The sequence below is a fragment of the Tabrizicola thermarum genome (assembly GCF_003574395.1).
Taxonomy (GTDB): Bacteria; Pseudomonadota; Alphaproteobacteria; order Rhodobacterales; family Rhodobacteraceae; genus Tabrizicola; species Tabrizicola thermarum.
On record NZ_QMJY01000073.1, the window covers coordinates 20,439 to 45,888 of the forward strand.

Below are 25,450 nucleotides of genomic sequence, written 5' to 3' on the forward strand. Positions count from 1 at the left end.
TCGGGTGATCGCCGGGGCAGGCGGCCCTACGGTTCGCGTCTCTGGATGATCCGGCGCGAGGCAGAGGCGAACTCGCGCCGCAGCAGCACGCCGGTCGCCAGCACGGTGCCCGCCAGCAGACCCCAGGGCCCGAGGAGCCAGCCGAGCGCTGCCAGCGCGAAATAGATCGCCCGCAGACCCCGGTTGAAGCTGCGGGCGGCGGTGATGTTGATCTCGGCCGCCTGGCCCGCGCGGTGGAAGGCGAGGGGGTCCTGAGGGTCGTTGGGGACGGCGGCCATCAGGATCGAGCAATAGCCGAACAGCCGATGCGCCCAGACGAACTTGAGCAGACCGTTGGCCAGGAAGCCGATCACCGGCAGCATCTTCAGCGCCACATCCGGGCCTGCGCCGATGGGCAGATCCTCGGTCAGCCGTTGCACCGTCGCCGCATTGCCGATCACCGCCACCCCGCCGCCGATGGCGATCATGCAGGCGCTGGCAAAGAAGGCCGTCCCCTGGCGCAGGGAGTCGATCAGCGTCGCATCGAAGATGCGCGGCTGGCGGGTGACGAAGGTGCGCATCCAGTCGCGCCGGTAGTCCTCCATCAGCCAGGAGACCGAGGGCAGCGCCCCGGGCGGATGCTCGCTGATCCAACCCGAGGCCAACCACGCCAGGACCAGCCATGCCAGCAGCACAAGGTCAAGCGTCGGAAGGGTGCCCATGTCAATTGTCATCCCCGAAGACTAGGGGCGGGGTTTTTCCTTGTCAGCAGGTGAAATTGGTTATATTTCCTTACCAGTCAGCGGAGGATTGCCATGGACATGCCAGCGCCCGACCTTGGTGTGATTGCCCGCAAGGCCCGCATTCTGGCCCGGCTGCGCGGCATTCTGCCCGCCGATGCGGTGATCGACGCGCCTGAAGAGCTGCGCGTCTACGAATGCGACGCGCTGACCGCCTACCGCTGCCCGCCTTTGGCTGCCGTGCTGCCACGCACGACCGATGAGGTCAGCCGTGTCCTGCGGCTGTGCCGGGAGGAAGGCGTCCCCGTGGTGCCGCGCGGGTCGGGGACCAGCCTTGCCGGGGGGGCGATGCCGACGGCGGACAGCGTGATCCTTGGGGTCGCGCGGATGAATGCCGTGCTGGAGACGGATTACGAGAACCGCTTCATCCGGGTGCAGGCGGGGCGGACGAACCTGAGCGTCTCGGGCGCGGTCGAGGCGGAAGGGTTCTTCTACGCCCCCGACCCCTCGAGCCAGCTGGCCTGCGCCATTGCCGGGAACATCGCGATGAACTCCGGGGGCGCGCATTGCCTGAAATACGGGGTGACGACGAACAACCTGCTGGGCGTGACGCTGGTGCAGATGGATGGCACTGTCGTCACGCTGGGCGGTCCCTGGGGAGAGCCGGCGGGGCTGGACCTTCTGGGCGTGGTCTGCGGGTCGGAAGGCCAGCTGGGCGTGGTGACCGAGGCCTGGTTGCGCATCCTGCCGAAGCCCGAGGGCGCGCGGCCGGTGCTGGTGGGGTTCGACAGCAACGAAGTCGCGGGGGCCTGCGTCAGCGACATCATCAAGGCGGGCATCCTGCCGGTCGCCATCGAGTTCATGGATCGCCCCTGCATCCGCGCGACCGAGGCCTTCGCCAGGGCGGGCTACCCGGACTGCGAGGCGCTGCTGATCATCGAGGTCGAAGGGTCCGAGGCCGAGATCAGCGAGCAGCTTGCCCGTATCCGCCAGATCGCGCTGGCGCATGACCCGGTGGAGTTCCGCGAGGCGGCGGACGAGGATCAGGCGAAACGCATCTGGCTGGGGCGGAAGTCGGCCTTCGGGGCGATGGGGCAGATCAACGACTACATGTGTCTGGACGGGACGATCCCGGTGTCCAGCCTGCCGCATGTGCTGAAGCGGATCGGCGAGATGAGCCGGGAGTTCGGCCTCGACGTCGGCAACGTCTTTCACGCGGGCGACGGCAACATGCATCCCCTGATCCTGTTCAACGCCAACAAGCCCGGCGATCTGGAGAAGTGCGAGGCCTTCGGGGCGGAGATCCTGAAGCTCTGCGTCGAGGTGGGCGGCTGCCTGACGGGCGAACATGGCGTGGGGATCGAGAAGCGCGACCTGATGGGGGTGCAGTTCTCGGCTGCTGACATGGAGGCGCAGATGTGGGTGAAGGATGTGTTCGATCCGAAGTGGCTGTTGAACCCGGCGAAGGTGTTTCCGCTGGGCGTGAGTGCCGGGCGGCGCGCGGGGTGACGCACCCCGGGGGCCAGCCCCCGGACCCCCGGAGTATTTTGGAAAAGAGCAAGTCATGCGACCTTCGAGTGAAGCGGAACTGGCGGAGGCTGTTGCGGGGGCCAGGGGGCCCTTGCTGGTGCGGGGCGGCGGCACGCGGACGCTGGGTCATGCGGTGGGCGAGGTGCTGGAGACCGGCGGTCTGTCCGGGGTGGAACTGTATGAACCCGGTGCGCTGACGCTGGTGGTCCGGGCGGGAACGCCGCTGGCCGAGGTCGAGGCGGTGCTGGCGGGCGAACGGCAGCGGCTGGCCTTCGAGGTGCCGGACCTGCGCGGGCTTCTGGGGCGCGAGGGGGTATCGACCATCGGTGGCGTGGTGGCCGCCAATGCCAGCGGCCCGCGCCGGGTGCAGGTGGGCGCGGCCCGTGACGCCTGTCTGGGGGCGCGGTTCGTCGATGGGGCCGGGATGGTGGTCAAGAACGGCGGGCGGGTGATGAAGAACGTCACCGGCTATGACCTGGTGAAGCTCATGGCCGGAAGTCGGGGCACGCTGGGCGTTCTGACCGAGGTCAGCTTCAAGGTGCAGGCGATCCCCGAGGCCGAGGCGACGCTGGTCATCGAGGGGTTGGGGGATGCGGCGGGGCTGGCGGCCTTGCGCGCGGCGCTGGGGTCGCCCTTCGACGTCTCGGGCGCGGCGCGGCATTCGGGGCGGTCGCTGGTGCGGGTCGAGGGGATGGCGGGCTCGGTCGCCTATCGCGTGACGCAGCTGCGCGCGCGCCTGGGCGGCGATGTGACGGTGGCCGAAGGCGAGGAAAGTGCTGCGCTCTGGCGCGAGGTGCGGGACGTGGTGCCCGTGCGAGACAAGCCGGGCGAGATCTGGCGGATCGTGACCCTGCCGACCGCGGCGGCCGAGATCGTCGCGCAGCTGGAGGGCGAGGCGCTGTGGGACTGGGGCGGCGGTCTCATCTGGCTGGTTCTGCCGCATGGCAAGGGCGCCGACCTGGCGGCGGCCGTCGCGGGGCGGGGCCATGCGACGCGGATCACGGGGCAGGGCGGGCCGGTCTTTCCGCCCGAGGCGCCCGAGGTGGCGGCACTGGTCGCGGGGCTGAAGGCGAAATTCGATCCCCGGGGTATTCTCAATCGGGGGATGATGGGCTGATGCAGACGAATTTCTCACCCGAACAGCTGAAAGACCCCGGCATCGCCCGTGCCAACCAGATCCTGCGCTCCTGCGTGCATTGCGGGTTCTGCACCGCGACCTGCCCGACCTATCAGGTGCTGGGCGACGAACTGGATTCTCCGCGCGGGCGCATCTACCTCATCAAGGACATGCTGGAGAAGGGCCGCCCGGCGGATGAGAAGACCGTCAAGCATATCGACCGCTGCCTCTCGTGCCTTGCCTGCATGACGACCTGCCCCTCGGGCGTGCATTACATGCATCTGGTCGATCACGCCCGCGCGCATATCGAGAAGACCTACAAGCGGCCCTTCATGGACCGGGTCATCCGCGCGGTGCTGGCGCGGGTGATCCCCTATCCGGGGCGGTTCCGGCTGGCGCTGCTGGCGGCGAAGATCGGAAAGCCCTTCGCCTGGGCGATCCCCGACGCGCGGCTGCGCGCGATGCTGGCGATGGCGCCGAAGACCATCCCCCCCGTCAGCCGCAACGACGATCCGCAGGTCTTTCCGGCGCAGGGCGAGCGGCGGATGCGGGTCGCGCTGATGACCGGCTGCGCGCAGAAGGCGCTGAACACCGACATCAACGATGCGACGATCCGGCTTCTCCGCCGTCTGGGCTGCGAGGTCGTGGTGGCAAGGGGTCAGGGCTGCTGCGGGGCGCTGACGCATCACATGGGCAAGGAGGACCTGGCCCATGCCAGCGCCGCCGCCAATATCCGCGCCTGGATGGCCGAGCATCGCGCGGGGGGGCTGGATGCCATCGTCATCAACACTTCCGGCTGCGGGACGACGGTAAAGGACTACGGCCACATGTTCCGCACCGATCCCGCCCTGGCCGAGGATGCGGCCACGGTGGCCGGCCTCGCCCGGGACATCAGCGAAGTGCTGGTGAAGATCGGCCTGCCGCAGGGCGCGCCGAAGGGTCTGCGGGTGGCCTATCATGCCGCGTGCAGCCTGCAGCACGGCCAGCAGATCAAGGCCGCTCCGAAGGACCTTCTGAAGCGCGCGGGCTTCGAGGTGGTGGAGCCCGCCGACAGCCATCTCTGCTGCGGCAGTGCCGGGACCTACAACCTGCTCCAGCCCGAAATCAGCGCCGAACTCAAGCGCCGCAAGGTCGCGACGCTGGAGGCGAAGGCCCCTCAGGTCATCGCGGCGGGCAACATCGGCTGCATGATGCAGATCGGGTCCGGCACCGCAATTCCGGTCGTCCACACGGTCGAGCTTCTGGACTGGGCGACCGGCGGGCCACAGCCGCGCGCCCTGATCGGGTGACCGCAACGCCGCCCTTGCGCGACCGGCCCCAATTCCGCCAGACTGCGGGCCTATACGGATGGCCGCGCGGATGGGAGGGTTCCATGCGTCACCTGTTCGCCCGCCTTGCAAGCCTGGGGGCGATCCTTCTGGCCCCGGCCCTCGGGCCTGCCCCGGCAGCGGCGCAGGACGCCGCCATGGTCCGGCTGGAGACGGCCGACGATTCGCGCGGCTGGGATGCGGTGGGCAAGCTGGTGATTGGCAAGCGCGGCTTCTGCACCGGGTCGCTGATCGGGCCGCAACTGGTGCTGACCGCGGCGCATTGCCTTTACGACAAGAAGACCGGAGTGCAGCTGCGCCCCGAAGAGATGGAGTTCATGGCCGGGTTCCGCAATGGCCGCGCGGTGGCCTATCGCCGGGTCAGCCGGGCGATTGCCCATCCCGGCTACCGCTATTCCGCCGCCGACAAGCTGGACCGCGTCACCGATGACCTGGCCCTTCTGGAGCTGAGCCAGCCGATCCGCCTGCCCTCGCTGGTGCCGTTCGAAACCGGGGCCGCCCCGGTCCAGGGCGATGCCGTCGATGTGGTCTCCTACGCGCAGTACCGCGAGGAGGCGCCCTCGATCCAGGAGGCCTGCCAGGTGCTGGCCGACAGCCGCGATGCGCTGATCCTGACCTGCAACGTCGATTTCGGCTCTTCGGGGGCGCCGGTGTTTTCGGTCCGCGACGGCGTGGCGCGTGTGGTGTCGGTGATCTCGGCCAAGGCCGAAGTGGACGGGAGGAAGGTCGCCCTGGCGGTTCCGCTGGCCGAACCATTGGCTGCGCTGATGGAGGCGCTCGACTCCAGCCGGGCCGGGTCGGGTGCCAGGTCCGGTGCCAGTTCGGGCGGGGTCAGGCTCTTGTCCGGGGGCAATGGCAACGGGGCGAAGTTCGTCAAACCATGAAGGCGCTGGCGGCGGTCCTGGTCCTGATGGCACATGGGGCCCTGGCGCAAGAGAACTCGGGCCTGGCCGAACTGACCACGCGCGAGGCGCTGCGCGGCTGGGAAGCGGTCGGTCGTCTGGATGTCAGGGACGGCGGCTTCTGCACCGGCGCCCTGATCGCCGCCGATCTTGTGCTGACCGCAGCGCATTGCGTCATCAACCCGGACGGGACCCCGGTCGCTGCGGGCGACATCACCTTTCGGGCCGGGTTCTCCCATGGCACGTCCATCGCGGACTCCGCGGTGCTGCGCACGGTGGTCGACCCCGCGTTCCGCTTCGTCCAGCCGTCCCCGCACGAGATGATCCGCATCGACGTGGCGCTGTTGCAACTGGCGACGCCGATCCCAAGCTCGGTGATCTCCCCCTTTTCGATCGGCGTTCCGGGCACGGGCGACAAGGTGAGCGTGGTCTCTTACGCCGCAGGGCGCGAAGAGGCGCCGTCCTGGCAGCGCGTCTGCGGGATCGTGGCCCGGCAGGATGTGCTGATCGGCGTGGATTGCGATGTGTCCTTCGGCTCCTCGGGCGCGCCGGTGCTGGATCGGTCGGGCTATCGCGCAAGGATCGTGTCGATCATCTCGGCCGGCTACGAAGAAGAGGGCAAGTGGATCTCGATCGGGATGCAGCTGCCGAAACTGGTGGATCGGCTGAAGGCCGCGCTGCGGCGCGGGGACGCCACCAGCGTGGCCCGGGTCGAGGCCGTGCCGACCGGGCCGGGCAGCGGCCTGCCGGGCAAGCCGGGCAAGCGGATCACGCTGGGCGGTGGGTCGGGTGACAGCGGCGCGCGGTTCCTGAAGCCCTGAGGTCCGAAGCCCGGATCGGCCTCTTGAAAGCCGATTTCCCGCTTCCTACCTCTGGCGCATCCGGGTGCCATGACGGGCCCGGGGTTCCCTACCTTGCCCCGGAGGGGGAAGGCCCCTGACATCGCTTCCAGGAGGATGACAATGCGCAACCTTGATTTCGCGCCCCTTTACCGCGCCACCGTCGGCTTTGACCGGATCGCCGATCTGATGGACCGGGTGCTGTCCACCGACGTCGCCCAGCCGACCTATCCGCCCTACAACATCGAAAAGACCGCCGAGGATGCCTATCGCATCTCGATCGCCGTTGCCGGGTTCACGCCCGATGAACTCAGCGTCGAGGTGAAGGACGGCTCGCTGTTCGTCACCGCCCGCAAGGCGCCCGAGGAAACCGAGCGCACCTATCTGCACCGCGGCATCGCGACCCGCGCCTTCGAGCGCCGCTTTGCCTTGGCCGACCATGTCCGCGTCGTCGGCGCCGTGCATGAACACGGGATGCTGCACATCGACCTCGTCCGCGAAGTGCCCGAAGCGATGAAGCCCCGCCGGATCGAGATCCGGCGCGCCGATGCCGCCAGCCCGGCAATCGAGGCCAGGCCCGAAACGGTCAACTGAGTCCCGTCCAGCCGGACCAGAGGGCGCGACGGGGATCCGGCGCGCCCTTTTTCATGCCTCGGTCAGCCCGTGGTAGGCGGCAATCGCCAGCCTGCGCAGGGTCTCGCGCGGCAGGTCGCCCGCCAGCGCGCAGCCCAGCCCGTCCTCGACCCACCAGAAGGCCTGGCTGCCCGGGGCCTCGGCAAAGGCCAGGTCGCGCTGCCCGGTCTCGCTGCGGGTGATGTAAAGCGCAAGCCTGCGGCCAAGGTCGTCCTCGTACATCAGCAGGGCCGCCGGAGAAGTCTCGCCGGGCAAGAGCCTGCCGCCGATCAGCGTGAAGCCCTCGGCCCCGAGATCGGGGGGCCGGATCGGCGTGCCCAGCCGCTTTGACAGCCATTGCACCAGATGCGCTTCCTCCTCGGCCGCGACTTCCACCGGGTGCTTCGCTTCGACCGCATAGGTCGCATAGCTGGCCATCGCCGCCTGGGCGAGCATCGGCCGGGACGCGCCGGGCATGAGCCGAGCCCCGCCCCAGCCTGCCGCGAAGCCCAGGGCGACCAGTGCCGCGGCCGCCGCGATGCGCCACAGCCCGGACGGCGGCGTCGGGCGCAGGCGCGCGGCCCGGACCGGGTCCAGAAGACGGTCAGGCAGGGGCTCTTCGGCCACCGGCGCGTAAAGCGCCCGCAAGGCGGCATCCTGCCGGTCCCAGTCCGCCAGATCGGCCGCCAGCGCCGGATCGGCCGCCGCCAGCGCCGCCAGCCGCGACCGTTCCTCGGGCGAGCCGTGACGCAGGCGCATCGCCTCGTCGGTGGTGATCTTCGGGCCCTCCGGCATCATTCTCCTGCCTTTCCGGGACGCTGCCCCAGCGTCTCGCGTCCCGTCAACTGTCTCAGCGTGACCCGCGCCCGCGCCAGGCGTGACGCGAGCGTGCCCTCGGCGCAGCCCAACGCGCGGGCGGCTTCGGCCAGGCTCATCCCCTCCAGCGCCACCAGCAGAAGCGCGGCGCGCTGGTCCTCGGGCAGTCGGCCCATCGCGGCATGGACCTCGGTCAGCGCCAGCCGATCCTCGGCCCGGCGTTCCGCAGGCGGGTCAGAGGGGTCCGGCACCAGCGCCAGCACCGCCGCAGGTCGGCGGCGGCGCAGATCATCGCGGAACCGGTTCAACAGGATCCGGCACAGCCAGCCGCGCAGCGCCCCTTCGCCCCGCCACTGGCCCTGCCGTGCGATCGCCGTCTCAAGCGTGTCCTGGACAAGGTCATCCGCCGCCTCCCGGTCGCGCAACAGCGCGCGGGCATAGGCCCGCAGGCCCGGGATGGCGGCTTCGATCTCGTCCAGGAAGGGCATGGGCTGCCTTCAGTACTTGGCGACGTGCCAGACGCCCTTGATGCCGTCGCCGGTCATGTCGCCGGGCTTCTGGTCCTTGACCCAGAGGTACAGCGGCATGTTCTTGTAGGTCCACTGTTTCGTGCCATCGGTGCGGTCGGTCAGGCCATATTCGCCATCCGCCTTCGCGCCCGCCTCGGCCAGAAGCGGCGGCCAGTTCGCGGCACAGGCGTCATAGCAGGTGGACTTGCCGTCCTTGTCCTGGTCGAAGACATACAGCGTCATGCCCTTGGCGTCGGTCAGGATGCCATTCTTTTCCACGATCGACATGGTGTCGGCGAAGGCCGGGGCCGCCAGCAGAGCAAAGACCAGCGGCAGGGTGTAACGGGTCATCGGGAACCTCCCATTCGGCTTCACGGGCCGGAAGCCATGGCGGGCGGCCATCAGGGCCACTTGCAGGGAATGACGCAGCCGGGACAGGTTTCATCCCGCCCCGGCTGCCGGATCACGCGCATGTGATCGAAACCGTCGCTCATCCCCGCGACGAGAAGGCGAAGCCGCACGAGGAGCCGTCAGTTTGACAGGCTTTTCGCCAGCCGCATCAGGTTCACCGCCTCGATCCGGTAACCGAACGGGTCCTCGCCCCGGTTCGCCAGCGCCAGGTCGATGGCCTGATCCCAGCCCCAGTCGCCCAGATAGACCGAGCCCCTGAGCAGCTGCCCGAAGCCCGCGATGGCGGCGGCAAAGCGGGTCTCGGTCGTGGCCGGTTCCCGCCCGGTGATCGGCGTCTCGACCAGGGTCGAGGCCGTGGCTCCCGGCGCCTTCCAGCGCAGGCGCAGATAGCCGAGCTCGCCCTCCGCCGCTTCGGTCGCCGGGGCCGCACCATAGCGCAAGGGATCGTTCAGCAGGGCCTCCGACCCCGGCGCCGTGACCTCGTAGATCGCCGTGACCTGGGTCCCCGCGCCGATTTCACCAGCGTCCACCCGGTCGTTGTTGAAATCCTCACGCCGCAGCGCGCGGGTCTCATAGCCGATCAGCCGGTATTCCGCGACCGTGGCCGGGTTCCATTCGACCTGGATCTTCACATCGTCCGCGATGGGGAACAGCGCGCCCGTCAACTGGTCCACCAGCACCTTCCGCGCCTCGCTCAGCGTGTCGATATAGGCGGCCTGGCCGTTCCCGTTCTGCGCCAGCGCCTGCATCACCGCATCGTCCAGATTGCCGCGCCCGAAGCCCAGCACCGACAGATAGGTCCCCGTCTCGCGCTTCTTCGCGACATAGGCCTCCAGCCCCTCCGGATCGCTGACCCCGACATTGAAGTCCCCATCCGTCGCCAGAAGAATGCGCGTGACCTCGCCCTCGGCTTTCATCCCTTCGGCCACCTGATAGGCCAGTTCCAGCCCCTCGGCCCCGGCGGTCGCGCCCCCGGCGGAAAGGATGTCCAGCGCGCTCACGATGGCGGCGCGGTCGGCGGCCTGCGTCGGCGGCAGGACAAGCCCCGCCGATCCGGCATAGGTGACGATGGCCACCTGATCCTCGGGCCGCAGTTCCGGCAGCATCAGCATCAGCGACTGCTTCAGCAGCGGCAGGCGGTTCGGTTCGTCCATCGACCCCGAGGTGTCGATCAGGAACACCAGGTTCAGCGGCGGGCGGTCGGCCACCGCGGGGAGGGCTCCCTGGATGCCGATGGTGACAAGCCGCGTGCCGGGGTTCCAGGGGGTGGGCATCACGGCGATGGTCGAGGCGAAGGCCGCGCCGTTTTCGGGCGCGGGATAGGCATAGGGGAAGTAGTTCACCATCTCCTCCACCCGCACCTGTTCGGGCGCGGGAAGGATGCCCGAGGTCAGCGAGGACCGCACCACGGCGTAAGAGGCCGTATCCACGTCGATCGAGAAGGTCGAGACGGGCTCTTCTGCCGTCACCTTCACCGGGTTCGGGGCGGCATTGGCGAAGGCTTCGGTATTCTCTGCCGGGGCGGACCCGGCCTCGGGCGCAAGGCCGGACGGGGCCGCGACATAGCCCATCGCGCCGTCCGGCATCGGGGCTTCGCTGCGCAGGCGCATCTCGGTCTCGGCCATCCCGACGACGGGCGCGGCGGGCGGGGCCGCGTCCAGTTCGGCCATCGGCTCGGGCACAGGCTCGGCCAGCGCGACCGAGGCGGAGGCATCGCCTTCCGCCGTCAGTGCCAGATCGTCGGTCGCGGTCGGTTCGGGGACCGCCTCGTCCCGCGGCGCGACGGGCCCGGCCTTGCGGGCGACGGGGGCGTCCTTCGGCGCCACGACAGCGGTGGGCTTGCCGATCCGCAGATCGGCGACCGGCAGGATCACGGCCACCCCGATCAGCAGGGCGGCGGCCGAAGTGGTCAGTGCAAGGGCGGGGCGCGAGGTCAGATAGTGGAACATGCGACGTACTCCGTTCGGGGGGGCCGCCTGGTGGCGGTCCTCACTGGAACGCGACGCCTGCGCGGTTCCTTGGAGCCGGTCGAAATTTTCCATCGCAAGCGCCATCGCCCGCGCCTTCGCCTGCCCATCCGGGGCCGGGGCCGCCTGCAACGCAGACCGGAGGTCGTCGAGATCGTCGCTCATTCCGCCTCCTCCCGTGCCATGGCCCGCAGGCGTTTCTTCACTTCGCTCATCCGCCAGGCGATTGTGCCCTCGCTGACGCCCAGCACAACCCCGGCCTCGGCCTGGGTCATCTCTTCCCCCAGCACCAGCGCCACGGTGTCGCGCAATTCCGGCGAAAGCCGCGTCATCGCCTGAGCCAGCCAATCCGCCGCCTCGGCCTGGGCGGCAATCTCGTCCTGCCGCGCGATCTCCCAGTCGCCCCAACCCTGCGCGGCGCGGGCGCGCGTCGCCTGCCGCCGCCGCAGATCATGCGCCGCGTTCACCACCACGCGGTAAAGCCAGGTGGTGAACTTGGCCTCGCCGCGCCAGTTGCGCAGCTTGGACGGAAGCGCGGCGCAGATGTCCTGCGCCAGATCCTCCGCCTCGGCCTGCGACCCGGTCAGCCGCCACGCCAGCCCGTGGATGCGGTCATAGTGCCGCCCGACCAGCGTCGCAAAGGCCGCCCGGTCGCCCTGGGCGGCATGGGTCGCAAGCGTCTCGTCGGGCGTGTCCATCAGCATCACGTTAGCTGTGACGCGCGCGGCCCCGCAATCCTTGGTCCCGCCCGGAACAGGCCGCGCCCGGAAATCCTTACCCCGGACGAAAAGACCCCCGGCGCGAGGATCGCTCGCGCCGGGGGCTGGATCAGAGGTCGGACCCCGGGTTACGATGGCCGGATCGGATCAGTAGATCATGCCGTCGTACAGGCCATAGGCGCCCGCCGTGCTGCGCAGGTTGGCCGAGGCGCCCTCGTCGCGGGCATAGGCCACGATCGCATTGTAGGTGCCCGGCCCGAAGGCCCCGTCGATCCCGCCGCGATAATAGCCCCAGGCGCGCAGGTTGCGCTGGATCGCCTTGCGTTCGGCCAGCGAATAGCTCTGGAAGGCGCGGGCGGCCGGGGTGGCGTAGATCGAGGTCGTGGCGCGCGGCTCGACATGGCGCGGCTCGACATAGACGGTGCGCGGCGCGACATAGGTCGGACCAGCGGCCGTATAGCCCCGGTCGTAAAGCCGGGCCTTGCGGTGGTTCTTCAGCAGTTCGTCAACGATGATCGCGGTGGCGGCCCCGGCGACGAAGCCCTGTTCCTTGTCGCCCCAGGCCAGCGCCGGGGTGGCAGGGATGGCGGCGACGGAAAGCGCGGTCAGACCGGCGACAAGCGTGGTCCTGGCAGAAGCGAACGAGAGCAGCATGAGCATTTCCTTTCGTGACGGGCCCGAGGCAGCCGGGCCGATGCCATGGGTTATGGGGACCCGGGCCACGCTAGGCAAAATCAGGCCGGCGTTAGGGGGAAACAGCCCGCTGTTATCGGATAACGCCTGTGATTTCAGACGGTTGCCTGCTCAGCCGATGGTGCGCAGCGCAGCCGACAACCGCTCTAAACCTTCGTTGATCCGCGCTTCCGGCCCGCCGCCCGCCCCGATGCGGATGTGATGCGGCAGGCCATAGGCCGATCCGGGCAACAGGAACGTCCGGTAGGGCGGCTTCAGCAGCGCCCGGGCCAGCGATTCGCCGTCGATCCCCGCGACCCGAGCCAGGCCGATCAGCCCCGCCTCGGGCCGGTGCCAGGACAGGCGCGGTTCTGCCGCGACAAAGCTGTCCAGGAGGTCCAGCGTCTCGGCCCCTTCGGCCCGCGCCTGCGCCAGCGCCGAGGCCAGCCTTTCGGGCCGCAGCGCGACTTCGGCGATATGCTCGCCCAGCGTGTTCATGATCTCGGACCCGTTCTCGCGCAGGATCATCGCGTCGCGGATGACCTCCGGCGACTGGCAGATCATCCAGCCGGTGCGCAGCCCCTGCAGCCCCAGGGCTTTCGATACCGACCCCGTGGTGATCCCGAAGCGCGTCATCCCGGCGATGGCGGGGGGGCGAGGCCCCGCCCATTCGAGCCCCGCATAGACCTCGTCCACCACCAGCCAGATGCCGCGCCGTTCCGCCAGATCGGCCAGCGCGCGCAGGTCAGCTTCGGGGATCAGCCGCCCGGTCGGGTTGTTGGGGTTGGTCAGGAAGATCATCCGCGTCCGGGGCGTGACCGCGCGGGCCACCGCCTGTGGGTCCAGCCACCAGCCCCGTGCCTCGTCCCGCGGCACCTCGACCAGCCGCGCGCCGATGGCCCTGGCCATCACTCCGGCCTGGGGCCAGCCGGGGGCTTCGGTGATGATCTCGTCGCCTGCGGTCAGAAGCTGCCGGAACAGGAGATAGTTCGCCTCGGCCGCCCCCGCCGTGACAAGGACGCTGTCCACCGGCAGCGAAAGCCCCGCCTGATCCAGCACCCGCTGCCGCAAGCCCGGCAGGCCGAGGAAGCTCTTGCCGTTCCAGTCCAGCGAGAGGTCAGGGTCGAGGTCCGGCAGGAAGTCCTTCAGCCTTGGCGAGCGGGCCAGCGAGAATCCGATGAAACACTCCGGCGGGTCCTGGGCCGTCGTCTCCAGCAGGTAATCGAACAGCTTGTGAATGGCGACCTTCATCCGCCCCCTCGCGCGCAAAAGTTTTCGAAAACTTTTGCAAAATCCTTCGAAGGATTTTGTCCCCTCACCGCACGTCGCGCCCCTGGTTCAGGATGATGACGTTCCCCGAAGACACATCCCCTGCGGGCGAGATCAGGAACCCCACCCAGGCCGCGATCTCCTCCGGCTGCATCGCCCGCCCATGCGGCATCGCCGAAATCGCCTTCGCCAGCACTTCCTCGGTCAGCACATTGAACAGGGGCGTCTCGGTCATCGCCGGCGCGATGGAGTTCACCGCGATCCTCTCTCTCGCATAGCGCCGCGCGAGGTCCTTGGTCAGCGTGTCCATCGCCGCCTTCGAGGCCCGGTAATGCGGCGGGTCGAAGACGTCGAAGTTGTAGGCGCCATTGGATGAGATGTTGACGATCTTGCGCACCCCCGGCCGGCCCGCCATCGCCTTCACCGCGCCCTGACAGCAATGGAAGGCCGAGGAGAAATTGATCGCCATCTGCCGGTCGAGTTCCGCCGCCGGAATGTCGGGGAAGTCCGACATGAAGCAGGTCCCGGCGTTGTTCACCAGCGCATCCACCCCGCCGAAGCGGGCGGTCAGCCGGTCGAACAGGTCGGCAATCGCTTCGGCGTCGGTCAGGTCCACCGCCTCGGCCACGAACCCCTCGCGGTCCGCCGCCATCGCCACCAGCGCCGCGCCGTCGATGTCCACCCCCACCACCGTCAGACCATCGGCCAGGAGCCGGTCAACGAAGGCACGACCCAGGCCCCCGGCGGCACCGGTGACGACGGCAACCCGGCTCATGCCGGGGCCTTCGGCAGCGCGTCGAAATCGGCCGAGGAATGCCGCTCGGGCAGTTGCTCCCACGGTTCGCCCCAGGAGCGGTTGACCTTCCGTCCCCGGATCACCGCGGGCCGGGCGTCGATGCGCTTCGCCCAGGCCAGCACATTCCGGTAGCTCTCCACATCCAGGAACTCGGCCGCATTGTAGGCGCGGCCCAGGACCAGATTGCCATACCAGGCATAGATCGCCATGTCGGCCAGCGAATATTCCCCCGCCATCCACTCATGCATCGCCAGATGCCGGTCCAGCACGTCAAGCTGGCGCTTCGTCTCCATGGCGTAACGGTTGATCGCATATTCGATCTTGACCGGCGCATAGGCGTAGAAATGCCCGAAGCCGCCGCCGACGAAGGGCGCGGAGCCCATCTGCCAGAAGAGCCAGCTGAACATCTCGGTCCGCATCGTGGGGTCCTTCGGGATGAAGGCCCCGCCGAACTTCTCGGCCAGATACAGCATGATCGAGGCGCTCTCGAACACCCGCTGGCCGTTGGAATGATCCTTCAGCGCCGGGATCTTGGAATTCGGGTTGATCTCGACGAAGCCCGAGCCGAACTGGTCGCCCTTGCCGATGTCGATCAGCCAGGCGTCGTATTCGGCGTCGTGACCCGCCTCCAGAAGCTCCTCCAGCAGGATCGTCACCTTGATCCCGTTCGACGTGGCCAGCGAGTAAAGCTGCAAGGGGTGGCTTCCCACCGGCAGCGCCTTGTCATGTGTCGGCCCGGCGATGGGGCGGTTGATGTTGGCAAAGGTGCCGCCCGAGGGCTGCTCCCATTTCCAGACCTTCGGCGGGGTGTAGTCGTTCGGCATGCGGCATACCCTTCGATTGCGGATCGAGGGAAAGCTAGTGCGTCAGGCCCGCCTGCACCAGAGGCCCGAAACGGCGGGACCGCCCTGCCGAAATGCACAAGAGGCGGCCCGAAGACCGCCCCTTGCCCGGATGTCCGCCCCGTCAGATCGACAGGCAGACGTATTTCAGCTCCATGTAGTCGTCGATGCCGTGGCGGCTGCCTTCGCGCCCCAGACCCGACTGCTTGACCCCGCCGAAGGGCGCCATCTCGTTGGAGATGAGGCCGGTGTTCACCCCCACCATCCCGTATTCCAGCGCCTCCTGCACCCGAGTGATGCGGCCGATGTCGCGGGCATAGAAATAGGAGGCGAGGCCGAAGATGGTGTTGTTCGCCATCGCGATCGCCTCTTCCTCGGTCTCGAACCGGAACAGCGGCGCGAGCGGCCCGAAGGTTTCTTCCTGCGCCACCTTCATGTCGGGCTTCACGCCGGTGACGACCGTCGGCTCGAAGAAAGTGCCGCCCAGCTCGTGCCGCTTGCCCCCCGTCACGACCTTGCCGCCGCCGGCCAGCACGTCCTGGATATGCTCCTCGACCTTCTCGACCGCCGCTTCGTTGATCAGCGGGCCGGTCGTGACGCCGGGCTTCAACCCGTCGCCGATGGCCAGCTTCTCGACCGCCGCCGCCAGTTTGGCGGCAAAGGCGTCATAGACCCCGGCCTGGACATAGATCCGGTTGGCGCAGACGCAGGTCTGGCCGTTGTTGCGGAACTTCGAGATCATCGCGCCTTCCACCGCCGCGTCCAGATCGGCGTCGTCGAAGACGATGAAGGGCGCGTTGCCGCCCAGCTCCATGCTGCACTTCAGCACCTGGTCGGCGGCCTGACGCAGCAGGATCCGGCCCACTTCGGTGGACCCGGTGAAGGTCAGCTTTCGGATCAGCGGGTTCTCGCAGAACTCCTTGCCGATGTCCGAGGACCGTTTCGAGGTGATGACCGAGAACAGCCCCTTCGGCACCCCGGCGCGTTCCGCCAGCACCGCCAGCGCCAGCGCCGACAGAGGGGTCTCCGCCGCCGGACGCGCGACGAAACCGCAGCCCGCCGCAAGCGCCGGGGCCACCTTGCGCGCGATCATCGCGTTGGGGAAGTTCCACGGCGTGATCGAGGCGGCCACGCCGATCGGCTGTTTCAGCACCTGGATGCGCTTGTCGCGCTGATGGCCGGGGATGATCTCGCCATAGGTGCGCTTGGCTTCCTCGCCGTAGAACTCGATGTAGCTGGCGCCATAGGCGATCTCGCCCTTGGCCTCGGCCAGGGGCTTGCCCATTTCGGCGGTCAGGATCGTCGCCAGGTCATCCTGGTTCGCCATGCACAGGTCGAACCAGCGGCGCAGCACCTGGGCGCGCTCTTTCGCGGTCCGCCCCGCCCATTCGCGGTGTGCGGTGTGCGCAGCCTTGATCGCGCGGGCGGTTTCGGCCCGGCCGAGGTTGGGGAGTTCGCAGATCACATCGCCCCGCGCGGGGTTGGTCACGGGGAAGGTTGTGCCATCGTCCGCCATGACCCATTCGCCGGCGACGTAGGATTTCGTCACCAGAAGCGAGGGGTCTTTCAGAAGCGACGCGAGGTCGGTCACGGAATCGAGCATGGGTGGGCCCTCCTTATGCTGGTGTGACAGGTGCCACGCAGGGCGCGTTCTGTCCAGTTGCAAGGCTGCGTTCAGGCCAAGGTTTGATCAAATCCCCGGCAAGCTGGACCTGTTCCAGCGGGCAGCGCAAATCTTTTCGAAAAGATTTGCAAATTCCTTCGAAGGAATTTGGCCCCCGCCCGACCATGGCGCATCACCCGTTCGCGTGCATCCGTTCGATATAGCTGCGCATTTCCTCGGCCTCGTGCCGGGCGTCGCGCAGGCCTTCCATCGCGGCCTTCAACTCGGCCTCGGTCTGGCTGATCTGGTTCATCAGTTCCGCCTCGCGCTGCTCCAGATAGGCCAGAGCCTGGTCGCGCAGCTCCTCGGCCTCGTGCAGCGATTGCGCCAGCTTGTCCAGCTCGGCCATGTCGCCGCCCTGGACGCGCGTGAAGCGGTGCAGAAGCCAGTGCGCGAACCAGCCCATCGCGAAGGCGATCATGAGGATGATGGCGGTGGCGACGACGAATTCGGTGCGGTTCATGGGCTTTCCTTGGCCGTCAGGCCCTCGGGGCGGGGCTTCGGGGCGATGGTCTTTTCGGTCGGCGCGACCGAGGGGCTGGTGTCGGACGAAAAGTCCGGGCCCGTCGCGGCGGCCACGGCTGGGCTGTCCGCTGGCGGGGCATCGGCCCTTGCCGCAGGAGCCGTCGCAACCCCGCTGTCGCCGGGCGGCGTCCTGTCCCCCGCAGCCTCGACCGGCGCATCGCCCGGCCCAGCCGCCTCTTGCGCCCCTTTCAGCACGAATTCGATCCGTCGGTTCGCCTCGCGGCCTGCCTCGCTGCCGTTGTCGGCAATGGGTTGCGCCTCGCCATAGCCCACCGCCGTCATGCCCGAGACATCGACCCGCCGCCCCTGCAAGGCCAGCAGCACCGCCTCGGCCCGCGCCTGGGACAGGGCCAGGTTGCCGCCTTCCGAGCCCTGGCTGTCGGTATGCCCGGCGATTTCCATCTGCATGGCCGGACAATTGGTCAGGATCTTCGCCAGCTCGTCCAGCACCGGCCGCGCGGTCGCGGCGATCTCGGCCGAGGACGGGGTGAAGGTGATCTTGGTCCGTGCGATCACCCCGTTCACATCCGCCGCGCATTCCTCGGGCGTGGGCAGGGCGGCCAGCGGGTCCAGCGCCTCGTCATAGCGGACGTTGACCTTGAAGGTCTGGCCCTGACCCAGCGCCTCGGACAGGATCTGCGTGATCCGCCCCCGCGTCTCGGTCGATCCGGTGACACCCGTCACCTCGACCAGGTCCGCGCGCACCAGCAACCGGCCGTTGTTCACCTGTGCCAGCGCCTTCAGCCCCGCCAGCACCCGGACCGCCCAGCCGTCCGGCAGGCCCGGATCCACCCGCGTCGCGGTCAGGACCTCGGCCCCGGCAAAGGCCGACCGCGCAAAGGCATCCACCGCCTGGCGTTGCATCTCGTCGGTCAGCCGCCCGCGCAGCTCGACCCGCCCCGCGTCGGAAAAGACCGCGGTGAACTCTGCCGGACCCTGGGCCGACGTCTCCTTCTTCTCCAGCGTCGAGGTCAGCGAAAAGACGTCCGGCAACCCGGTCTCCAGATCGCCCACCACCTTGTCGAAGGTCGCCTGCGGCACATCGCTGCCCGCCAGCAGCGTCACGTCGGCATCCGAAAAGGTGATCGACCCCGAACCCAGCTCGGCCACCGCGCGGATCCCCAGGCTTACCGCCTCGGCCCAGCGCGGCGTCGGCGTGCCCAGACCCACCTGGCAGACCGTGGAGCCCGTCACCCCGACCGAGGTCGCCACCCGCAGGATCTGGCTCCGCGCGCGGTCGGTATCGGCCGAGCAGCTGTCGAACCGCGGCCCTTCGGCATCGACCACGAAGCGCAGCGTGAAGGGCGTGATGACCGGACGCGGGGCCGAGATGTCCAGCACCAGCTGCACCCCCTCGGGCGCCATCCGGCGCAGGTCCGCCTCGGCCCGGCGCTTTGCCTCGGCGCTGTCGGTGATCGCCTTGACCTCGACCCGCTCGGCGGTGACCGAGACCTTGGACAGGTCCAGCCGCTCCAGCGCCTTCAGCCCGAAGGCCAGCGCGGCGTCCCAGCCCTCGGGCGCGGGGTAATCCGCCGTCTCCAGCATGTCGGGCAGTTCCGTGCCCTGCGCCAGCGCGGCCGCCGCTGCGGCAAGGGTCGCCTCGTCCATTCCGCCCTCGCCGGGCTTTTCCGGGATCAGACCGCTCAGCTGCACCTCGTCCTCGGTCCGCAGCATCTCGACCGAGAATTTCGGCGCCTCGATGGCCGAGGTCGGGGTCACGTCCAGCCCGTCGCGGATGCGGCTGGCGTCGATCAGCGTGCCAACCCTGTTCACGACGCGAAACCGCGCGGCCTCGTTCGGCGCGGTGCCGGTCAGCCGCACCTGCAAGCCGTCGGTCGTGACCGTTACCCAGTCGATACCGGCCTCGGCCAGGTTCGCGCTGACCACCTTCAGCGTGCGCGCCTCGATGATCTTCGCGGCCCCGAAGGCCACCGAAACCATCAGCGCAGCCGCAAGGATGAACGCCAGCAGCGCAAGGGTGGTCGAGGACAGCTTGGCAATTCGGGGCAGCAACGGGGGACTTCCGCAAGACTCAGGGCGCGCGTCGCGCCTGACGCTTCCTAGGGGTTCGGGGCCGAAGGTTCAACCAAGCCATGCGGCGGCGGCAAGAAACGGCACGGGGATCAGCCCGGCATCCCGGTTGGCGCGGAAGATCCTCAGGCACGAGGCCGGATCGTCCAGGTCCAGATGCCGCATCTGCCAGCCCAGATGCAGCCCCATCGCCCAGACCCCGACAAGCGCCACCACGAACCCCAGGGGACGCCCCGCGCCCGCATGGGCCAGCAAAACCGCCAGCGCGAACAGCACCAGCGTCGCCGCGAAGAACCCCCACAGCCAGGCCCGGCTTTGCGCGCCGAACAGCCGGGCGGTGGACTTCACCCCGATCAGAGCATCATCCTCGCGGTCCTGATGGGCATAGATCGTGTCGTAATACAGCGTCCAGGCGATCCCCGCCGCATACAGCGCAACCGCCGCCGGGGACACCTCGCCCGCATGGGCGGCCCAGGCCAGCAGGGCTCCCCAGTTGAAGGCCAGACCAAGGAAGACCTGCGGCCACCAGGTGAACCGCTTGGCGAAGGGATAGATCGCCACCAGCGCCAGCGACGCGACCCCCAGACCCACCGCCAGCCAGTTGTAGGTGAACAGGATGCAGGCCGCGAGAGCCGCCTGGACCACCATCCACACCAGCGCAGCCTTCACTGTCACCTGACCGCTGGGCAGGGGCCGCGACCGCGTCCGCGTCACCTGCGCGTCGATGTCGCGGTCGGTGATGTCGTTCCAGGTGCAGCCCGCGCCCCGCATCAGGAACGCGCCCACGCCGCAAGAGACCACCAGCCACAGGTCCCACCCCCGGAACCCGCCCGCGCCCCCCGCCAGCGCGATCGCCCAGAGGCAGGGGATCAGCAAGAGCCAGGTCCCGATCGGCCGGTCGGCGCGGGACAGCCGCAGGTAGGGCCGCGTCGCGGGCGGGGCATAGAGGTCCACCCAGTTCGCCTTCGGCGCATCCGCGACCCGTCCGGGGACAGCCTCTGGCAATTCGGGCGCCTGGGTCATAGGGTCCTGCTCATGGATGCGAAGATCAGGCTCTTTGTAGATCAGCCGCTCGGGGCGGGGCAAGCCGTGGCCCTGTCGCAGGATCAGGCGCATTACCTGACCGGCGTCATGCGGCTGGGCGAGGGGGCGGCGATCCTTCTGTTCAACGGCCGCGATGGCGAATGGCGCGCCACGCTGGCTCAGGCCGGCAGGCGCAACGCCATTGCGGTCTGCGACGCCCGGACCCGGCCGCTGCGCCTGCCGCCCGACCTCTGGCTTCTCTTCGCGCCGATCAAGAAGGCCCGCACCGATTTCATCGTCGAGAAGGCGGTAGAGCTTGGTGCGGCCCGCATCCTGCCCGTCCAGACCCGCCACACCAACTCCGACCGCATCCGGCAGGACCGCCTGCAAGCCCATGCCGTCGAGGCCGCCGAACAATGCGGCGCGACTCATGTGCCCGAGGTGGCCGACCTTCAGCCGCTCGACAGGCTTCTGGCGCACTGGCCCGAGGATCGCCGCCTCTACTGGTGCGACGAAAAAGCCCTCGGCCAGCCCGCGACCATCGCGCCCGCCGCAGGCCCCGCCGCGATCCTCATCGGCCCCGAAGGCGGCTTTTCCGCCGACGAGGCCGCGAAACTCCGCGCCCGGCCCAACGTCACGCCCCTGTCGCTCGGCCCGAGGATCCTGCGCGCCGACACCGCCGCCGTCGCTGCCCTGACGCTGTGGCAGGCCGCCTGCGGGGACTGGCGATGATCGTCGCGGCCGGCCCCGATGCCCGCGCGCTGGCAGCACGCGCCAGAGGCAGCGCAGCAGCGCCTCCCTCCCCCCGCCGTGGGGGAGGGATGGGGTGGGGGGGCGACCCGCTTCCGAACGTCGCGACCTGCGGGGACTGGCGATGATCGTCGCGGCCGGACCTGACGACCGCGCGGCGCTCGAGACGCTCCTTTCCGCGCGGATCGACCGGGCGATGTTCCCGCTTGCCAACCTGCGGGCACATGGGCTGGGGCAGGGCGGCTTTGCCTCCGACCACCCCAACGCGACACGCTTCTGGCTGGTCGATCGCCACAGCCTCGTCGCGCTGACGCAGGAGGGGATGCTGATGGCCCTTCTCGACGGCACGCCCGACCTCACTGCCCTGCGCCCGGCTCTCGACGGCCTTGCCGTGACCGGAGCCGTCGGCCCCGCCGCCGCGATCCGCCCGGTGCTGGCCGCGCTGGGCCTGGCCGGCCTGCCCACCACCAGCGACCGCGACGAGCCGGGATTTTCCCTTGACCTCGACCGCCTGCTTGTCCCCGACCTTCCCGGCACCAGCCTGCGCCCGCTGACCCCGGACGACCTGCCGCGCGTCCTTCAGTGGCGCGAGACCTACATCGGCGAAGTGCTTGGCGTCACCGGTCCCGATGCCCGCGCCAAGGCAGAGGCCGACCTGAATGCCTGGCTCGCCCGCGACAGCCACCGCCTGCTGGTCCACAGGGGCAAACCCGTCGCCCTGACCGGCTTCAACGCCATCCTGCCCGAGATCGTTCAGGTCGGCGCGGTCTACACCCCGGCCCCACTGCGCGGCAAAGGCTACGCCCGCCGCGCGGTCGCCCTGCACCTTGCCGAGGCCCGCGCCACGGGCACCCGGCGCGCCGTCCTCTTCGCCGCCTCGGATGCCGCCGCCCGGGCCTACCGCGCCCTCGGCTTCCAACCCACCGCCGCCTTCACCCTCTTTCTCCTCGCCACCCCCGCCCGGATCGCCGCATGAGCTTCATCCGCCCCGAACTCATCGCCGCCGCCCACCGCTGGCGCGAGATCATCGCAGCCTTGGCCCTGGCCATCCTCGGCCTGTGGGCCGTTGCAGGGGGCGGCTACCTGCTCACCCCCCTCGGCCTTGCCATCCTTGCCCTCGGCGCGGGCTGGGCGGTGCTGGCCTTCCGCCGCCTCCGCTTCCGGCAGGACGGCGAGGCCCCCGGCATCGTCCGCGTGACCGAAGCGCAGATCGCCTACTACGGCCCCCGCATCGGCGGCTTCGTCGGCCTGCCCGACCTTGCGGAACTGCGCCTCCTCACCCTGCGCGGCCGCCGGATCTGGAAGCTGAAACAGGCCGACGGGCGGCTGCTCCACATCCCGGTCGAGGCGCAGGGGGCCGAGGCCCTGTTCGACGCCTTCGCCGCCCTGCCGGGGATGGACACCGCAGCCCTTGTCGCCGCACTCGGCCCGGATGCCCCCGCCTCGGACGCAAGGGTCATCGCGCTGGCCGAGGTCGACCGCCTGATCTGGGTCCGCAAGGGCGCGGGCATCGTCGCGACCTGATCCGCGCGGGGCCCCCGCGCCGACCTCTCGGAATCCACAGGAATTCTGTGCATATCCCAACAGAACTTCAACCCGCCCGGCCAAGCCCTTGATTTCCCGTCAGGCCTGACTTCGTCCTCACCGGACGGCCCCGCACTGGCCTCCTGACCCCCCCTTGACTTGCCCCCCGCGCCAAGACACCTCTTGGCCTCCCGGCGCCCCTGTCGGGAAGGCCGAAGCAGCGCAGTCCCGGAGCCCCTCCCCATGTCCATCCCACAATCCGGCGGCGGCCCGATCGAAAGCTTCGACCAGCTTGCCGCCTACATGGAAGCCGGCTGCAAACCCAAGGCCGACTGGCGCATCGGCGCCGAGCACGAGAAATTCGGCTGGCTCACCGACAGCCGCCTGCCGCTGCCCTATGCGGGCGACCGCTCGATCTCGGCCATCTTCGCCCAGCTTCAGGCCCGCTTCGGCTGGACCCCGGTCCACGAGGGCGAAAACGTCATCGGCCTCACCCGCAACGGGGCCAACATCAGCCTCGAGCCCGGCGGCCAGTTCGAACTGTCCGGCGCGCCCCTGGCCTCGACGCTCGAGGTCGGGGCCGAACTGCAGAACCACCTCGACGAGGTCCGCGCCATCGCCGACCCGATGGGCGTCCGCTTCCTGGGGATCGGCGCCGCCCCGGAATGGACCCACGAGCAGATGCCGGTGATGCCCAAGGGCCGCTACCGGCTGATGACCGACTACATGGGCCGCGTGGGCACCCACGGCACACAGATGATGTATCGGACCTGCACCGTGCAGGTGAACCTCGACTACGCCTCGGAAGCCGACTTCGTGCAGAAGCTGCGCGTGGCGCTTGCCCTGCAACCGGTCGCCACCGCGCTTTTCGCCTCTTCGCCCTTCTTCGAGGGCAAACCCAACGGCCACCGATCGTGGCGCAGCCGGATCTGGCGCGGCCTCGACGACAGCCGAACCGGAATGCTGCCCTTCGCGTTTCAGGACGGGATGGGCTTTCAGCGATACGTCGACTGGGTGCTCGACGTGCCGATGTATTTCGTCTACCGCGACGGCAAGTATATCGACGCCCTCGGCCAGTCATTCCGCGATTTCCTCAAGGGCCGGCTTCCCGCGCTGCCCGGCGAAAAGCCCACGCTGTCGGACTGGGCCGATCACCTGACCACCGTCTTCCCCGAGGCCCGCGCCAAGAAGTTCATCGAGATGCGCGGTGCCGATTGCGGCGATCAGGCGCATATCGCCGCCCTTCCGGCCTTCTGGGTCGGCCTCATGTATGACCAGACCGCGCTTGATGCCGCCTGGGACCTGGTCAAGGGCCTTGATGCGGAAACCCGCGAAGGCCTGCGCGTTGCGGCCTCGGTCTCGGCCCTGCAGGGCGAAGCGGGGGGCGTCAGGCTGCTCGACCTCGCCCGCGCGGCGGTGGGCCTGTCCCATGCGGGCCTAGTGGCGCGGGGCCTGGGCGAGGAGGTGCAGCTTCTTCCCCTCGTCGAAAGCGTCAAGACCGGCCGCGTTCAGGCCGACAGATGGCTTGACCTCTACAACGGCCCCTGGGGCCATGATCTCGCGCCGCTTTATCCGGCCGCCTCATTGTAAGGACCTGCCCCCATGCGCACCCATTTCGATGCCGAGCTGGAAGAGCGTCTGATCCGCTACTGTTCCATCGACAGCCAGAGCGACGAGGACAGCACAAGCCAGCCCAGCACGGCGCGGCAGTTCGACATGCTGAACCTTCTGGTCGAGGAGTTGCGCGGGATCGGTGCGCAGGATGTGCATCTCACCGACTACGGCACCGTCCTTGCCACCGTCCCCGCCACCGCCGAGGGCCCGACCATCGGCTTTCTCGCCCATGTCGACACCGCCCCCGCCTTCAACGCCACCGGCGTCAAGCCGCGGGTGATCCGGGGCTACAACGGCGGGCCGATCCGCTTTCCCGACGCGCCGGAACTCGAGCTTTCGCCCGAGGTCTCGCCCTATCTCGGCACGCGCCTCGGCCATGACATCGTCACCGCCTCGGGCACCACGCTCCTGGGCGCCGACGACAAGTCCGGTGTCGCCGTCATCATGACCGCCGCGCGGCACCTGATCGCGAACCCTCAGATCGCGCATGGGCCCATCCGCATCGCCTTCACCCCCGACGAGGAAATCGGTCGCGGCGTCGATCCGCGGCTTGCCGGCGACCTCAAGGCCGATTTCGCCTACACGCTCGACGGCGGGGCGGCGGGCGAGATCGAATATGAAAGTTTCTCGGCCGACGGGGCGGTGGTGAAGATCGAGGGCATCTCGGTCCACCCCGGCACCGCCAGGGACAAGCTGGTGAACGCCTTGCACCTCGGCGCGAAGATCATCGCCACCCTGCCGCAGGCCCGCATGACGCCCGAGACGACCGAAGGCCGCGAGGGCTTTCTCATGATCTACGAAATGCGCGGCACGGCGGCGGAATGCGAGCTGCGCTTCATCCTGCGCGACTTCGAACTGGACGGCCTTGCGGCCAAGGGCGCGCTGTTGCGTCAGGTCTGCGAGGCCGTGGCCGCGACCGAGCCCCGCGCCAGGATCACCTGCGAGATCCGGCCGCAATATCGCAACATGCGCTATTGGCTGGAAAAGGACATGGCGCCGGTGGAACTGGCGCAAGGCGCCTGCCGGGACCTCGGGATCGAGCCGGTGTCCGTCCCGATCCGTGGCGGCACCGATGGGTCACGCCTGACGGAAATGGGCGTGCCCTGTCCGAACCTGTTCACGGGGATGCAGGAACTGCACGGGCCGCGCGAATGGATTTCCGTGCAGGACATGGCGCTGTCGACGCGCGTAGTGCTGCGGCTGGTGGAACGCGCCGCGCAGGGCTGAGGGCCAAAGGTTGCGAAAGCGTAAACGCCCACAGCCAAGCCATTG

General features: G+C 69.1%; 25 protein-coding genes. 11 read left to right on the plus strand and 14 right to left on the minus strand.

Going from position 1 to position 25,450, the window contains the following annotated elements; translation table 11 throughout:
* Positions 1-26: 26 nt before the first annotated feature.
* The gene (locus tag D5084_RS10505) at positions 27-701 is read right to left on the minus strand and encodes a DUF599 domain-containing protein (protein ID WP_238382605.1); all 675 of its coding nucleotides are present in this window, start codon (positions 699-701) and stop codon (positions 27-29) included.
* A 93-nt stretch (positions 702-794) separates the two neighbouring features.
* Between D5084_RS10505 and D5084_RS10510 the strand changes: the two genes are divergently transcribed.
* From D5084_RS10510 to D5084_RS10535, 6 genes are all read left to right on the plus strand, one after another.
* Positions 795-2,228, plus strand: a complete 1,434-nt coding sequence (locus tag D5084_RS10510; RefSeq protein ID WP_128515443.1) for an FAD-linked oxidase C-terminal domain-containing protein — start codon at positions 795-797, stop codon at positions 2,226-2,228.
* A gap of 55 nt (positions 2,229-2,283) precedes the next feature.
* Positions 2,284-3,366, plus strand: a complete 1,083-nt coding sequence (locus D5084_RS10515) for an FAD-binding protein (protein ID WP_128515444.1) — start codon at positions 2,284-2,286, stop codon at positions 3,364-3,366.
* A complete protein-coding gene (gene glcF / locus D5084_RS10520; protein WP_128515445.1) occupies positions 3,366-4,655 on the plus strand; it encodes a glycolate oxidase subunit GlcF in 1,290 nt (429 codons plus the stop codon). The genes D5084_RS10515 and glcF overlap by 1 nt, the downstream gene beginning before the upstream one ends.
* An 83-nt stretch (positions 4,656-4,738) precedes the next feature.
* Positions 4,739-5,578, plus strand: coding sequence for a trypsin-like serine peptidase (locus D5084_RS10525; protein ID WP_128515446.1), 840 nt, complete (start codon positions 4,739-4,741; stop codon positions 5,576-5,578).
* A 26-nt stretch (positions 5,579-5,604) separates the two neighbouring features.
* Positions 5,605-6,417: a trypsin-like serine peptidase gene (locus D5084_RS10530; protein ID WP_162302420.1), complete on the plus strand. Its 813-nt coding sequence runs from the start codon at positions 5,605-5,607 to the stop codon at positions 6,415-6,417.
* Positions 6,418-6,558: 141 nt separating this feature from the next.
* Positions 6,559-7,029 carry an Hsp20 family protein gene (locus D5084_RS10535; RefSeq protein WP_128515448.1) on the plus strand — a complete coding sequence of 157 codons (471 nt, stop codon included), beginning with the start codon at positions 6,559-6,561 and terminating at the stop codon, positions 7,027-7,029.
* Positions 7,030-7,080: 51 nt separating this feature from the next.
* Here the strand turns inward: D5084_RS10535 and D5084_RS10540 are convergent, their stop codons facing one another.
* The 13 genes from D5084_RS10540 to ubiA all read right to left on the minus strand — a co-directional run bounded on the left by D5084_RS10540 (position 7,081) and on the right by ubiA (position 20,290).
* Entirely contained in the window at positions 7,081-7,845 is a 765-nt protein-coding gene (locus D5084_RS10540) for an anti-sigma factor family protein (RefSeq protein WP_155523131.1), read from the minus strand.
* Positions 7,842-8,351 (minus strand): RNA polymerase sigma factor, encoded by a 510-nt coding sequence (locus D5084_RS10545; protein ID WP_128515450.1) that lies wholly within the window; start codon positions 8,349-8,351, stop codon positions 7,842-7,844. Before D5084_RS10545 ends, D5084_RS10540 begins: the two co-directional genes overlap by 4 nt.
* Before the next feature lie 9 nt (positions 8,352-8,360).
* Positions 8,361-8,723 (minus strand): COG4315 family predicted lipoprotein, encoded by a 363-nt coding sequence (locus D5084_RS10550; RefSeq protein WP_128515451.1) that lies wholly within the window; start codon positions 8,721-8,723, stop codon positions 8,361-8,363.
* A 179-nt stretch (positions 8,724-8,902) separates the two neighbouring features.
* Complete coding sequence (locus D5084_RS10555; protein ID WP_128515452.1) at positions 8,903-10,915, minus strand: vWA domain-containing protein; 2,013 nt, start codon at positions 10,913-10,915, stop codon at positions 8,903-8,905.
* A complete protein-coding gene (locus tag D5084_RS10560; protein ID WP_128515477.1) occupies positions 10,912-11,448 on the minus strand; it encodes an RNA polymerase sigma factor in 537 nt (178 codons plus the stop codon). The genes D5084_RS10555 and D5084_RS10560 overlap by 4 nt, the downstream gene beginning before the upstream one ends.
* A 168-nt stretch (positions 11,449-11,616) precedes the next feature.
* Positions 11,617-12,123: a peptidoglycan-binding protein gene (locus D5084_RS10565; RefSeq protein ID WP_162302421.1), complete on the minus strand. Its 507-nt coding sequence runs from the start codon at positions 12,121-12,123 to the stop codon at positions 11,617-11,619.
* 150 nt (positions 12,124-12,273) lie between these two features.
* Positions 12,274-13,392 (minus strand): pyridoxal phosphate-dependent aminotransferase, encoded by a 1,119-nt coding sequence (locus tag D5084_RS10570; protein ID WP_128515454.1) that lies wholly within the window; start codon positions 13,390-13,392, stop codon positions 12,274-12,276.
* A 64-nt stretch (positions 13,393-13,456) separates the two neighbouring features.
* Positions 13,457-14,185 carry an SDR family NAD(P)-dependent oxidoreductase gene (locus tag D5084_RS10575; protein ID WP_128515455.1) on the minus strand — a complete coding sequence of 243 codons (729 nt, stop codon included), beginning with the start codon at positions 14,183-14,185 and terminating at the stop codon, positions 13,457-13,459.
* Entirely contained in the window at positions 14,182-15,030 is an 849-nt protein-coding gene (gene yghU / locus D5084_RS10580; protein WP_128515456.1) for a glutathione-dependent disulfide-bond oxidoreductase, read from the minus strand. The genes D5084_RS10575 and yghU overlap by 4 nt, the downstream gene beginning before the upstream one ends.
* Positions 15,031-15,172: 142 nt before the next feature.
* Positions 15,173-16,651, minus strand: a complete 1,479-nt coding sequence (locus D5084_RS10585) for an NAD-dependent succinate-semialdehyde dehydrogenase (RefSeq protein WP_128515457.1) — start codon at positions 16,649-16,651, stop codon at positions 15,173-15,175.
* Positions 16,652-16,844: 193 nt separating this feature from the next.
* Positions 16,845-17,174 carry a hypothetical protein gene (locus tag D5084_RS10590; RefSeq protein ID WP_128515458.1) on the minus strand — a complete coding sequence of 110 codons (330 nt, stop codon included), beginning with the start codon at positions 17,172-17,174 and terminating at the stop codon, positions 16,845-16,847.
* Positions 17,171-19,249, minus strand: coding sequence for an OmpA family protein (locus D5084_RS10595; RefSeq protein ID WP_238382606.1), 2,079 nt, complete (start codon positions 19,247-19,249; stop codon positions 17,171-17,173). Before D5084_RS10595 ends, D5084_RS10590 begins: the two co-directional genes overlap by 4 nt.
* 69 nt (positions 19,250-19,318) lie before the next feature.
* Complete coding sequence (gene ubiA / locus D5084_RS10600) at positions 19,319-20,290, minus strand: 4-hydroxybenzoate octaprenyltransferase (protein ID WP_128515459.1); 972 nt, start codon at positions 20,288-20,290, stop codon at positions 19,319-19,321.
* A gap of 12 nt (positions 20,291-20,302) precedes the next feature.
* On the opposite strand from ubiA, the gene D5084_RS10605 reads away from it, so the two are divergent.
* The 5 genes from D5084_RS10605 (at position 20,303) to pepT (ending at position 25,405) form a co-directional block, all read left to right on the plus strand.
* On the plus strand, positions 20,303-21,022 hold the full coding sequence (locus tag D5084_RS10605; RefSeq protein WP_128515460.1) for a 16S rRNA (uracil(1498)-N(3))-methyltransferase: 720 nt from the start codon (positions 20,303-20,305) through the stop codon (positions 21,020-21,022).
* Positions 21,023-21,164: 142 nt separating this feature from the next.
* The gene (locus tag D5084_RS10610; RefSeq protein WP_128515461.1) at positions 21,165-22,016 is read left to right on the plus strand and encodes a GNAT family N-acetyltransferase; all 852 of its coding nucleotides are present in this window, start codon (positions 21,165-21,167) and stop codon (positions 22,014-22,016) included.
* Positions 22,013-22,564, plus strand: a complete 552-nt coding sequence (locus D5084_RS10615) for a hypothetical protein (RefSeq protein WP_202910054.1) — start codon at positions 22,013-22,015, stop codon at positions 22,562-22,564. The genes D5084_RS10610 and D5084_RS10615 overlap by 4 nt, the downstream gene beginning before the upstream one ends.
* Positions 22,565-22,807: 243 nt before the next feature.
* Positions 22,808-24,154: a glutamate--cysteine ligase gene (locus D5084_RS10620; RefSeq protein ID WP_128515462.1), complete on the plus strand. Its 1,347-nt coding sequence runs from the start codon at positions 22,808-22,810 to the stop codon at positions 24,152-24,154.
* A 12-nt stretch (positions 24,155-24,166) separates the two neighbouring features.
* Positions 24,167-25,405: a peptidase T gene (pepT, locus tag D5084_RS10625; RefSeq protein ID WP_128515463.1), complete on the plus strand. Its 1,239-nt coding sequence runs from the start codon at positions 24,167-24,169 to the stop codon at positions 25,403-25,405.
* The last annotated feature ends 45 nt before the right edge of the window (positions 25,406-25,450 follow it).